Raw genomic sequence first — 13,103 nt, 5'->3', positions numbered from 1 at the left:
TGGATTGAAAGGGTGGTAGGAAGTTTTTAAAGGTTTATTATCACCTAATGTATTGGGAATCATCGCACTACTAATATCCCTCTCAATTTACGGCCGGACTATATCTGACATTATATTTCCATATAAAGAATGGATCCTGAATTTATCGGTTAGGCAGACCATATTCATGACAATTACAAGTATCTCAGCTCATTTTTCTATCTTTTACTGCATGATCTACCGCTCTGGCGGCCAAAGCCATATAAGTCAATGAGGGGTTTTGGGTAGCAGTGGAGGTCATACAGGCACCATCAGTCACATACACATTTTTTACTGCATGTAACTGGTTATGCTTGTTTAGTAATGATGTCTTGGGATCATGCCCCATTCTGACGCCGCCCATTTCGTGTATATCCAGACCAGGTGCCCGGTGGTCATCGCGGGTTTTGATATTCTTAAAGCCGGCTTTTTCAAACATTTCAGTCATCTGCTCATGATAGTCGTGGATCATTTTCTCATCATTTTCATCATAATCCATCTTGATACGGAGCAATGGCATTCCCCACTTGTCCTTTTCTTTGGTATCCAGTGCTACATAGCTGCTTTCTTTTGGTATGGTCTCGCCCATCATATGGGAACCTATTCTCCACGGTCCGTATTGATCGGGGTTTAGAAGGCTTTCTTTCAATGCAGCCCCAATGCCTCTCTGATCGGAATATGGTTGCCTGTTTGCCGTAAATCCAGCTGCATATCCTCTGAGAAAATCAGTTTCCTGCTTATAAAGATTTCTGAAACGGGGAAAGTAGCCAGTAGTAGGTCTTCCTCCTGTAGTGGTATAGTCGAGGTGTCCTTCATAATCTGCTGTGATGCCAGCTCTATAATTGTGAAAAGCGACATATTTTCCCATCAAACCGTTATCATTGCCAAGACCATCAGGAAACCGGCCGGAAGTGGAGTTTAACAAAATCAGGTTAGTGTTCAGTGCTGCAGCGTTGACAAAAATAACTTCAGCGTAAAACTCCTCCATTTCCTGGGTATGGGCATCGATGATTTTTACGCCTGTAGCTTTGCCTTTTTCTTCATCATAAATGATAGAATGAACCACAGCATCAGGGCGCATGGTCAGATTACCTGTCCTTGCCGCCCAAGGGAGGGTGGAAGAATTTGAGCTGAAGTAACCTCCGAAAGGGCAGCCTCGCTGACATAAATTTCTATTCTGACATTGAGCACGTCCCTGCTCCTGGAAGCGCTCTGCATTTCCAGAGATATGAGCACATCTGGCCACGATCATATGGCGGTCATTGCCATAGTTTTTCTTTAGCTGTTCTTTAAAATATTTTTCTACGATGTTTAAATCATAGGCTGGCAAAAATTCCCCGTCTGGAAGTTCAGGAAGGCCATCTTTATTACCGGATATGCCGGCAAATTTTTCCACATGGCTGTACCATGGTGCCAGATCCTTATACCTGATGGGCCAGTCCACAGCAAAACCATCTCTTGCCGGACCTTCAAAATCAAGATCTGAAATCCGCTGGACCTGACGGGCCCACAGCAGGGATTTACCACCTACCTGATAGCCACGTATCCAGTCGAATGGACTATCCTGTACATAAGGATGCTCTTTGTCCTTCACAAAAAAATGGGCGGCATCTTCCCTGTACGCATAGCACCGATTGGCTATTGGATTTTCTTTTTGATCATTCAAAGGCATTTGTCCCCTGTGATCAAATTCAAAGGGGAGAAGATTGGTAGTGGGATAATCTTTGATATGCTGTACATCTTTGCCTCTTTCGAGTACCAAAGTTTTTACGCCTTTATCACAAAGTTCCTTGGCTGCCCAGCCGCCGCTGATACCAGAGCCGATGACTATAGCCTCAAATGTACGTTCTTGTTTGCTTTTTATATTTAAATTAGCCATTAATACTTTCTTTATCAATATTGGAAATGAGAACCTCCCCGTTATAGGTACCTGGGATAAGCGAATAGGGGCGGACTTCTGTCATCATATATTCGGAAGCCATGAATCCCTGTATGGTCATTCGCTTGGTTATCTGCAGAAACTCGGAGATATGGAGATTATCCTCATCCTCCAATGACATGCCCTGCGTGATTACACGCTCTCTGGTTCCCCGTTCCTGTTTTAGAAATGCTTTCCCCCCAGCATTTTTACTAAAAGATTCAAAATCGTTCAGCCCTTGGGTAAAAGTTTCCTGTGCATCTTGTTCCATACAGTCATTGACCATCACCAGGATAAAATCCTGTACAGATATGTCAGCAGCTCCTTTGGTGTCAGTGGCAGGGATAATCGTATCGGCTATGGATGCCAGTAATTCAGCCTGGGAAGGCTTAATCGAAAGGTTGTCGTAGGCGACAAGGACTTCTTCTTGGCTGAAATTACAGGACGGTACAAGTATTATTCCTCCGGTGATGATAGCCAAATTTCGGAGGGCTTCTCTTCGGTTCATGCTTGGATTATTTGGGAAATTATATTTATAGCCAAAAGGTAAAACGTTTTAGAGAAATATCCTAACAGTTATAGTACTAGGATAATCTTTTGTAAAAGATGAATACCATCAATGGACATTTGATATAATTTTCTATTGATTTAATAACAAGTCCAATAACAAAAAATGAGGTAAAATAAGTTTATCAAATAAATATTTATAGGTTATCAAAAATCTGACTACCAGTGCGCCAATTTGAACTTGCGGTATAATGATCACCTTGCCCCTGATGGTCTGCTATCATAAAGGAATGCTTTTAAGTGCCAAATTTTCGATATGAGAGAGCCGCCTTGCAAACATGTGTTTCAGAGAATCCATATTCATAGGTTATTGGTGGGGAGCGGTAAAATCACTTTTACCATTTTATAGGATAGTTAGTTTTAATAATGTTTTATTAAATTTGGCTGAAGCAAATATTTTTGAAAATGATTTTCCGTAAAATCTTAAAAACTGATCATTCCCGTACTACTATTCTCATCCGTTTAATGGTGGGAGCTGTTTTCCTTTCTGAAGGGGTCCAAAAGTTTCTTTTCCCAGATATCAGAGGAGCTGGAAGGTTTGAAAAAATAGGTTTGCCAGAGCCGGAGTTCTTAGGCATTTTTGTGGGAGGTTTTGAAATAATCTGCGGGGTCATGGTTCTTTTAGGAATATATACCAGATTGGCGGCTTTACCGCTTATCATCATCATGCTCGTGGCTATAGGCTCTACTAAGATGGAAGTATTGGCCCAAGAAGGATTCTGGGAAATGCTCCACGGTAGTAGAACAGACTGGTCAATGCTTCTTGGGAGTATTTTCTTATTGATCAAAGGTGGGGGAGCTTGGTCAGCTGACCTTATACTTCAAAATAGGAAGAGATAATGATAGAAAACTGCTGTGTATTATATCAGCATGTACCTTTTTTTTTGGTGAAGATACGTTTGCTATGAACCCTACAGATATATTCATCTGTTTTAATGGTCATAACTTGTCCTGAACTTAAGTCGTGTGGGAATCTCTCACGTTTATAATCACTTGGTGCGTTAGGTTTTTCCTCATGCTAGATGCTAGCTTGATTTATTTTTTGTGCAGACCGTACGATTTATTTTAATACTAAGGTACCCAGTCCACATAAGGCTTTCGTTTAAATTGTAAATGCTTCTCTATTAATATTTTTCTTATAAATAATTCATATACAGACTGATACTAATATAGAAATCTATATTGATTATAAAATTCTATAGGTAAAATCAATTAATATTAATTTGGATTTAATCTAAATAGAGATAGATTTGCATATAATTTAAATTCAATCTAAATAATGATAAGGTTTCTATCCATAATTTTTACCGTAGTGATCCTGCATTCCTGTAGTACAAAGGAGAATAAAGAAGGTCCTGCTACTTATGACAATTTGATCACTGCTGGGGGTACCATTTCCGAAATAATCTATGAACTGGGGTATGGAAATAGGATAATCGCTACAGATATCACCAGCACTTTTCCAGCCAGCTTGCAGCAGCTTCCCTCCATCGGTTATAGAAACCAGATCAAAGCAGAAGGGATATTCGCACTGGGACCTGATGCTGTTCTGATGGAAGAGGGGTATTTATCTGCTGAGGTTCTTTCGCAACTTCAAGCCAGTGGTCTGCCAGTATATGTATTTAAAAAACCAGTGACAGTTCAAGAGAGTAAAGACCTAATTATGGATTTGGGTAAGCTTTTTCAGGAAGAAGAAAAGGCAGCGGGACTGATCTCCCAGATGGAAGGGGATCTCGCAAAGCTTAAAGCAAATGCTACCACTACAAAAAATACTGCTGTATTCATAATGGCCAGAGGTCCGGAAACAGTATTTCTGGCCGGTGAAGAAACCTTTGCCAGTGCCCTGTTTGAAGTAGCAGGACTTGAACCTGCAGCCAGAGGTTTTAAAGACTTTATACCCCTTACGCCAGAAGCATTGATACAATATGATCCTGACCATATCATCCTTTTTGAATCGGGACTACAGTCATTGGGCGGTAAAGGTGGGCTATCTAAAATCAATGGTATCCAACAAACAAAAGCTTATATAAATAATAATATCCACGCTTTTGATGGTCATTACTTATCTGGATTCGGCCCGAGGGTAGGTAAAGCTGCACTGGATTTACAGGCCCTAAAACATTAAATTTCATGGCACTTTTGCTTCAGGAAAAAAAGTTGTCGAACAGAAAAAACTATGTTTTGATAGGCTTGGGGGTCCTTTTGTTTATAGTGGTATTGTTTTCACTTCAATCGGGAGCTTACACCATCCCCTCAGTGGATGTACTGAAGATATTATCGAGCCATTTTGGGGCAGATACAGGAGCCACCTCTATTCAAAAAAACGTCCTGCTCCATATCAGATTACCAAGATTATTAATGGCCCTTATGGTAGGAGGAGGACTTGGGATAGCAGGAGCTGCCCTACAGGGCCTATTTCGAAATCCCCTGGTGGAACCGGGGCTTATTGGGGTAAGTTCTGGTGCTGCTCTGGCAGCTGTTTGCCTGTTTGTCTTCGGAGCCTCTTTTCCATGGCTACCAAACCTAATGGGCGCATTTACTCTGCCTATGGCAGCATTTGTTGGTGGTTTGGCAGTGACTATGCTGGTTTACAGGTTGTCTCAGGCTGGAGGAAAGACTGATATATCTTTGTTGATTCTGGCTGGGGTAGCCCTGAATGCGTTGGCTGGTGCCCTGATTGGACTTTCGCTTTTCTATGCCGATGATGCGGCACTTCGAAGTTTTACTTTTTGGAGCATGGGAGATGTGGGGGGTACTACATGGAGCAAAGTACATATTGCCCTTCCTATTATAGGAATTGCCTGCCTTTTATTGGGCAAACAGCATAAAGGTTTAAATGGCATCGCCATCGGTGAAGCGGAAGCTTATCATATGGGGATCAATGTGCAAAGGCTGAAAATATATGTTTTGGTATTAAGTGCATTGATAGTAGGCACGGGAGTGTCCGTGACAGGGGCGATAGGATTTGTGGGATTAATCGTGCCACACCTTATCCGATTAACCATCGGCTCTGATCATAAAATAGTCCTTCCGGCCAGTTTCCTGATGGGAGCGATTCTATTATCCCTGTCCGACCTTATAGCCAGGATGATTATCATGCCAGCTGAGATGCCTATTGGGATCATTACGGCTATCATAGGTGCACCGTTTTTCATCTGGTTAATTATTAATGTGAAGAAACTGAGAAGCTAATGATAAAGGCAGATAATATTAATTTCTGGATTAAAAATAGACGGGTTTTGGAAAACATATATCTCCAGCTAAATGTAGGGGAGCTTAAAGTAGTGTTAGGCCCCAACGGGGCCGGTAAATCCAGTCTTTTCAAGATCCTTAGCGGTGAGGCCACATGTAAATTAGGAGCGGTGGCATACAATGGGAGAAATCTTCAGCAATATAATGCAGCACATCTGGCCATGGTAAGGTCTGTGATGCCGCAGAGTAGCCAGTTAAGTTTTCCTTTTTTTGCCAAAGAGGTAGTAGAAATGGGTTTAATGAATATAAATAACCATAACCCAACCTACAGCATCCAAGAGGTAATGCTTCAGACCAATACCTGGCACCTAAAAAACCAGTTATATGGTAATCTTTCAGGCGGTGAAAAGCAAAGGGTACAGTTTTCCCGCGCTTTGGTACAAATCTGGGAAGAAAAACCTTATCCAAGGTATCTGCTTCTGGATGAGCCTACCTCCAGTATGGATATTTCCCAACAGCACCAGCTGCTGCATTTGCTTCTAGGTCTTAAAAAAAGAAACATTGGCATATTGGTGATTTTACATGATCTTAACCTAGCAGCACTTTATGCAGATAGCTTAATTCTCTTAAAAGAGGGTAAAGTCATTGCCAATGGAGTCAAAGATGAAGTACTTACTGCTGAAAACCTATTTCAAACTTTCGATTATCCCATAGAGGTACTCCGTCATCCGGTAACCGGTAAGCCTCTGATAGCCCCACAGCCGGTACATACTAATTTTCAACAAACTATAAAATCAGCGTAAAATGGAAACGACATTCAATAATTCAACCACTAGGCTTTCAGCTGCATGGGAAGCCATAAAACTTGACGAACCTAAAATAAGGATAAGAGATGCAGCTAAAAAGCTGGGAGTTTCGGAAGCAGAACTCTTAGCTACTCAGGTAGGACAAAATGTTACAGTTCTGAGCGATAAATTTTCTGACATGTTTTTATCTATGAAAGCATTTGGGAAGGTCATGTCCCTCACCAGAAATGAAGGATGTGTCCTGGAGCACAAAGGGACTTTGCAGAAAATCAGTATCCATGGCGATAAACCCAACCAAGTAGCTACCGTAATCGGCCCAATTGAGCAACGTGTTTTTTTCAGTTCATGGAAATTTGGCTTTGCTGTGGTACAGGATAGCCCTAGAGGGGTGATGCGTAGTGTGCAGTATTTTGATAAAGGAGGAGATGCCGTTTTGAAGATTTTCCTGCAGGAAAGCAGTGATCTTGAAGCATTCAACTATTTTGTGGATACCTTTAAATCTGAGCATCAGGAGGGTACCTTGAAAATAGAAGAATTTCTTCCACCAACTTATTCAGATCAAATCGACCGTCAGGTATTTCAGCATGATTGGGAAAACATGAAGGATACCCATGACTTTTTTGGGATGTTGAAGAAATTCAAGGTACACCGACTTACCGCACTAAAGCTCGTGGATGATAAATGGGCCTATCAGGTGGACCGACACACGGCAAGAAGAATCCTGGAGGTAGCTGCTGCCGAAGAACTTCCGATCATGATCTTTACGGGAAACAAAGGGAATATCCAGATCCATCAGGGTAAAGTGAAAACCATACGGCAAATGGGGGATTGGCTTAATGTGCTGGACCCGGAGTTCAATATGCACCTGAATGAAAATATCATAGACACCGCATGGGTGGTGCACAAAAATACCGTAGATGGGATAGTTTCTGCTTTGGAATTATTTGATGCAAACGGAGAAATGATAACCCAGTTTTTTGGGCTTCGGAAGCCAGGATTGCCCCAGAATCAAAAATGGAAATCACTGGTAGATACACTTTAAAGCGATCCCATCTATAAAAATTCAGGAAACTTTCTCCACTTTCAAATGGCGCAATGGGTCGCTTTCATGGCCTTCCCAGCTGCACTATAGACACGTGGTAAGAAGTTAAGATCATTTTCATCCCGACTTTGGGTACGGGAAAAGTTATGGCTTTTAAAAACTAAATTTAATCTGATGAATTCGAGTCATGAAGCAAACTTCACACACTGGGATGATTATAAACATGCGAGTTTCCATCCCGTTTCCTGCGTCACGGGATAAGTTATGGCCTATAGAGACAAATTATAACCAGATGAAAAGATTTGGTTATCCTGTTTATCTGCTAGTTGCTCTGCTTTGCTATTTACTCCTTTATCCATATCCCCTTACGGCTTTGCAAAATGACCAAAATGTGCTTATGGTAAAAGATACTAAAGGTAGGCCTATACTGCACGCCATAGTAAAAGGTCCGGATAACTTTTATGCTAATGCGAATGCAGAAGGAATGGTATTCATGCCGGATTTCTATGAAGGTAATGAAGAGCTGGAAATCAAAGCCATGGGTTTTGAGACAGTAAAGTTTACTTATCAAAAGCAGGCTATTGTAATCTTGATAGAGAAGATTGGAAACTTGGGGGAAGTAGTGGTGTCTGCTACCCGCACCGATAGGAGCGTAGAAGATCTTCCCATGCCTGTAACGGTCATCAACCAAAAGCAGATCAGAGAAACGGGAGGAATGCGGCTATCTGAAGTGCTAAGGGAGCAGACCGGACTTCAAATTGTCTCCGACCATGGTGCAGGCATACAAATGCAGGGCATGTCATCGGATTATATACTGATATTATTAGACGGAGAACCACTCATAGGAAGGACAGGGGGAACTTTTGATCTCGATAGGCTTTCAGTATCTAATATTGAAAAAATTGAAATTTTAAAGGGCCCCTCCAGCGCCATCTATGGAAGTGAGGCTATGGCCGGGGTAATCAATATCATCACCAAAAAAAATCTTGCTCCTAAAACACTCAATCTGGAATCAAGATATAGGTCTTTTCAGACCCTAGATCTAAGCGCAGAAATGGGACTGAACCAAAATGGATGGAACCTATCCGGATATTTCAACCACTTCACCACTGCCGGATTTGATTTGACACCGGATGTGCTTGGACAAACAGGGCCCGGATTCAATGCGCAAACGGGGCAGCTAAAAGTAGAGCGGAAGCTTACTGAAAAATGGGATTTGAAAATATTTGGTCGGTACTATAAAGAAGCCTCTGAAAATGTCATGGGGGTAATGGAAAATGCAAACCTCAAACCTGTGGATATGTTAGGCAATAAGCAGGAGCTGAATATCAATCCTACCTTGTCCTTTAAACCCTCTGAAAATATGCGTTTTACCCTCAGGGGAATGTCATCTGTATTCTCTACAGACATGCTAAGCCGATTTCAGGAGGATTATAGTGTGCTGGATTCGGAGGATTTTCGGCAGTTTTATCACCGCACTGAATTTCAGGGAGACTTTTCTCTTAATGAGCAAAACTTGATTACTCTAGGGGCAGGTCATTTCATGGAAACGGTAGAGGCAACGAGATATGAAGCCGAAAACAGATTTGATGCAGGTTATCTATTTTTCCAATATCAATGGGAACCTACCGATAAATGGAGCATGGTAGGTGGGCTAAGGGGAGATCTTCATAGCCAGTTTGGAGGGAGATTGAGTCCCAAACTTTCCGGTATGTACAGGCTATCTGATAAATTCAGTTGGCAGACATCTGTTGGTGCTGGATTTAAAGCACCGGATTTCCGTCAGCTTTTGCTGAACTTCAATAATGCTGGCATTGGCTATTACGTATTTGGTTCAAATCTGGTAAATGAAGGGGTGGAAAGACTTCAGCAGCTGGGGTTAGTCCAGCAGATACTGATAGATCCATCCAACTTCGGAGCTTTAGAGGCTGAGAAATCCATTGCCATCAACACAGGTTTTCGCTGGCAACCAGTAGCCAGTATAATGGTGCAAGGAAATTTTTTCAGGAATGACATCAGTAACCTGATAGAAACTGCACCAGTGGCAAGGCTCACTTCTGGACAAAATGCATTTTCCTATTTCAATATAGCCAATGTGGTAACCCAAGGAATCGAATTAGATCTCAATTTTCGGATTACTTCAGATTTAAGGTTAGCAGTGGGATATATGTATCTGGATGCTAAAGACGAGGATGTATTGAAAAAAATAAGTAATGGAGAAATATTTAAAAGAAATGATCAGAACAGGACAGTCAGGGTGACCCGTAGTGATTATGGAGGACTGTTTAACAGGAGCAGGCACAGTGGCAATTTCAAAGTGAACTACCACGAATCCGTTTCCCAAATTGATGTATCGCTACGGGGTATTTATAGAGGGCCCTTTGGGTTTGGAGATCGCAATGGCAATCTGATTTTAGATGATCCCTCAGAGTATGCTCCCGGTATTACGCAATGGAATTTGAACCTCCAAAGATCATTTACCAATGGTATAACGGTCGAAGTAGGCGGTTTTAACTTGACAAATAGCCTAAACATCCATGATCCTACCAATCCAGGTAGATCCTTGTATGTAGGACTTAGGCTTCCAGTATATAATTTAATTCACCAATAATTTAATCAAAAATAAAAATGAAAAAACAGATTCAATTACTTTCTTTAATGTCTTTATTAGCTTTAACGATCAGTTGTGAAAAACAAAAAGATAATGACCCTGTGGTACAACTAGACGCAGTAGTCGTCGAAAACATACATGCTCCAGGAGATGTCATCAATAGAACTACTGGTCAGGTGGAGCAGGAAAATCCATTCCGATATTACAGTTTGGAAACCAATACTGAAGTAAATAATGCAGATCAGAACTGGGATATCGGATTTAAAGGTACAACCATCATCGTAAACAGTGGCGTAAGCGGACCTGGGAATGCTTCGGCTGCTATGATGCAAGGGACGTTTGAAGAAACCAGGGAGGTGCCCACTGGATTGGATTTCAGATCTGATTCCCAAAGTGAGTTTGCCATTCCTACCGGTAGTGGTAATGGCTGGTATAATTATAATTCCAGTTCACATATTATAAGTCCTGTACCTGGAAGGATCCTACTGGTGAAAACCAATGGAGGAAAATATGCTAAGGTAGAAATTTTGAGCTATTACAAAGACAACCCACCTATTTCTGAAGTGAATGCCATGACTACCCCCGGATCATATTACACCTTTCAATATATCTTGCAACCTGATGGTAGTAAATCATTTTAATTAAATAAGGCCTCCGGTGTGCCGGCAGGCCTATTTAAATTTTACCTATAGAAATTTTTGGCCAAAGTAGAAAGTTGACCTACAAAAAAGCACCGGAAGCAGAACCAATTTGAAATATTTAAAAAAAATATTTCAAATTATAACAAAATGATGCTATTTGGGATTTTAAAAGAAACGGTTTATATGGATATTTTTGAATTAATACGTAAAGGAGAGCTTGAAGAGCTAAAGCATACTATAGAGGGAAACCCCGAATTGCTCAATAGTAAGGATCCCAAAGGCTTTCCACCGCTCATTTTAGCAGCTTATAATGACCAAGGGGATATATCCAGTTTTTTGGTGGAGGCAGGTATAGATATCAATGCGAGAGATGTAGCTGGGAATACGGCTTTGATGGGTGTAAGTTTTAAGGGTAATCCTGAGATAGCAGAGATGTTGATAGAATCGGGAGCAGAATTGAACAGTCAGAATTTCAGTGGCGCTACTGCGCTGATATATGCAGCAACCTTTGCCCAATATGAAATAGTTGAGCTATTGATCCAACATGGTGCTGATAAAACCATTAGGGATGCCAAGGGTTTAAACGCTTATGAGCACGCCCAGAATCAAGGCCTAAAGGATATAGCCGATTTGTTAAGATAATAAAAGATGGCTTGTATTGAAAGAAAGCATAGCGATCTGTGCTTTCTTTCTTAAGTTCATGTTTTTGTGTTAAAAAGAACTATTTTATTCTCTTTATTCTTTAAATTCAAGGTTCTCCCTTACCGACGATTTTTTTAATTTCGGCATAATACTTATCTTCATAATTTAAGCTTTTATCGGTCAACTTTTGCCAACCCATGACAAATGTCATGTTGATATATATTTAAAGTTACCCGTTAAGCTTCCCTAATCCATTAATTTTGTAAAGAGACATCCCTATAAATCTGCTATGAAGAAAAATCTGTTGGACAAAACGATCAGGCCGATAAATAAATTTATACATTATGACAACTCTGGAGGCATTGCTTTATTTATTGCTGTAGTAGTGGCACTGGTTTGGGCCAATTCTCCCTGGCGGGATTCCTACCACTACCTTTGGCATACCTATTTCAGTATAGGGTTTGAAAACAGTATTCTTTCATATTCCCTCCACCATTGGGTAAATGACGGACTGATGGCCATGTTCTTTTTTGTAGTAGGCTTAGAGTTAAAGAGAGAAATCATAGCAGGAGAATTATCTACACCGCAAAAGGCGGTATTGCCGATGGCAGCCGCATTGGGAGGAATGGTATTTCCAGCTTTGATATACATATCAATCAACCAAGGGGAGACCTCCGTGTCTGGATGGGGCATACCTATGGCCACAGATATTGTTTTTGCTTTATCTCTTATGACCCTGGCTGGTAAAAGGGTCCCGCTTACCGCAAAGGTGTTTTTAGTTGCATTGGCCACCGTCGATGACCTCGGTGCGGTCTTGGTGATTGCTTTTTTCTATAGTTCAGAATTATCCTATTTCAGTCTTTTTAGCGGGCTTGCTCTATTGAGCATTTTAGTAGGGGCCAATCTTATAGGCATAAGGAATACTATCTTTTATGCGATAATCGGCATAGGGGGAGTTTGGCTTGCGTTTCTGCTTTCAGGTGTGCATGCCACCATAGCAGGTGTATTGGTAGCATTTGCTATCCCGGCCCGTACCCGGGTAAATGAAAGCCTATATTCCAGGTATATCAGTCATCTGATTTATAAGTTTAATCGGCAGATCCCTATAAAGGGGCCACTGATGACCCAAAAACAGCATCAGATCATCGAAAAGATAAAGGTGATATCACGGGATGCGCAGACCCCCCTTCAAAAAATAGAAGGAGCATTGCATCCTATTGTAACCTTTGTGGTCATTCCCTTATTTGCCCTATCCAATGCGGGTGTGGAGTTAGGTAATAATTTCTTTGCTGAATTGATCAACCCGATAAGTATTGGAGTATTTTTTGGATTGACAGCGGGCAAATTGGTAGGTGTTATATCGTTTACATGGATATTGGTCAAAATGAAATGGGCCACTCTTCCCAAAAATATGAACTGGAAGCATGTCGCCGGCATAGCCAGTTTGGCGGGGGTTGGCTTTACCATGTCAATATTCATTACGGCTTTGGCTTTTGAAGATGCCAATCTTGTTGACCAGTCGAAGTATGGAATATTACTCGCATCCCTATTTTCAGGAACTTTAGGAGTCTATCTATTAAAAAGAGCCTGATTATTACCAAGGCTTATGAGTGGGTGGATAGGATCTCCACCCATTTCTTCTTTCCAGCCTGCCCATATCGATAAA

The 13,103-nt window shown here is 41.3% G+C and carries 11 protein-coding genes; 9 read left to right on the top strand and 2 right to left on the bottom strand.

Annotated elements, in window-relative coordinates; genetic code table 11:
• Window positions 1-184 precede the first annotated feature (184 nt).
• Together EL17_RS19950 and EL17_RS19945 are read right to left on the bottom strand one after the other, a co-directional pair.
• On the bottom strand, window positions 185-1,897 hold the full coding sequence (locus EL17_RS19950) for a GMC oxidoreductase (RefSeq protein WP_035078458.1): 1,713 nt from the start codon (window positions 1,895-1,897) through the stop codon (window positions 185-187).
• Window positions 1,890-2,444, bottom strand: coding sequence for a gluconate 2-dehydrogenase subunit 3 family protein (locus EL17_RS19945; RefSeq protein ID WP_035078455.1), 555 nt, complete (start codon window positions 2,442-2,444; stop codon window positions 1,890-1,892). The genes EL17_RS19950 and EL17_RS19945 overlap by 8 nt, the downstream gene beginning before the upstream one ends.
• Window positions 2,445-2,908: 464 nt before the next feature.
• Between EL17_RS19945 and EL17_RS19940 the strand changes: the two genes are divergently transcribed.
• The 9 genes from EL17_RS19940 to nhaA all read left to right on the top strand — a co-directional run bounded on the left by EL17_RS19940 (window position 2,909) and on the right by nhaA (window position 13,028).
• Window positions 2,909-3,343 (top strand): DoxX family protein, encoded by a 435-nt coding sequence (locus tag EL17_RS19940; protein ID WP_051720216.1) that lies wholly within the window; start codon window positions 2,909-2,911, stop codon window positions 3,341-3,343.
• A 439-nt stretch (window positions 3,344-3,782) separates the two neighbouring features.
• On the top strand, window positions 3,783-4,628 hold the full coding sequence (locus tag EL17_RS19935) for a heme/hemin ABC transporter substrate-binding protein (RefSeq protein WP_035078452.1): 846 nt from the start codon (window positions 3,783-3,785) through the stop codon (window positions 4,626-4,628).
• Window positions 4,629-4,633: 5 nt separating this feature from the next.
• Complete coding sequence (locus tag EL17_RS19930; protein ID WP_035078450.1) at window positions 4,634-5,695, top strand: FecCD family ABC transporter permease; 1,062 nt, start codon at window positions 4,634-4,636, stop codon at window positions 5,693-5,695.
• A gap of 47 nt (window positions 5,696-5,742) precedes the next feature.
• On the top strand, window positions 5,743-6,498 hold the full coding sequence (locus tag EL17_RS19925) for a heme ABC transporter ATP-binding protein (RefSeq protein ID WP_240486037.1): 756 nt from the start codon (window positions 5,743-5,745) through the stop codon (window positions 6,496-6,498).
• 1 nt (window position 6,499) lies between these two features.
• Entirely contained in the window at window positions 6,500-7,543 is a 1,044-nt protein-coding gene (locus EL17_RS19920; protein WP_035078444.1) for a hemin-degrading factor, read from the top strand.
• Between the two features lie 292 nt (window positions 7,544-7,835).
• Window positions 7,836-10,154 carry a TonB-dependent receptor plug domain-containing protein gene (locus tag EL17_RS19915; RefSeq protein WP_035078688.1) on the top strand — a complete coding sequence of 773 codons (2,319 nt, stop codon included), beginning with the start codon at window positions 7,836-7,838 and terminating at the stop codon, window positions 10,152-10,154.
• A gap of 17 nt (window positions 10,155-10,171) precedes the next feature.
• On the top strand, window positions 10,172-10,795 hold the full coding sequence (locus EL17_RS19910) for an HmuY family protein (RefSeq protein WP_035078440.1): 624 nt from the start codon (window positions 10,172-10,174) through the stop codon (window positions 10,793-10,795).
• Window positions 10,796-10,942: 147 nt separating this feature from the next.
• Complete coding sequence (locus tag EL17_RS19905) at window positions 10,943-11,437, top strand: ankyrin repeat domain-containing protein (protein WP_205623592.1); 495 nt, start codon at window positions 10,943-10,945, stop codon at window positions 11,435-11,437.
• Window positions 11,438-11,726: 289 nt separating this feature from the next.
• Window positions 11,727-13,028: a Na+/H+ antiporter NhaA gene (gene nhaA, locus EL17_RS19900; protein ID WP_035078437.1), complete on the top strand. Its 1,302-nt coding sequence runs from the start codon at window positions 11,727-11,729 to the stop codon at window positions 13,026-13,028.
• The last annotated feature ends 75 nt before the right edge of the window (window positions 13,029-13,103 follow it).

It is taken from the genome of Anditalea andensis (assembly GCF_000714815.1).
GTDB lineage: Bacteria > Bacteroidota > Bacteroidia > Cytophagales > Cyclobacteriaceae > Anditalea > Anditalea andensis.
This window is presented reverse-complemented; position numbering and strand designations above follow the sequence as displayed.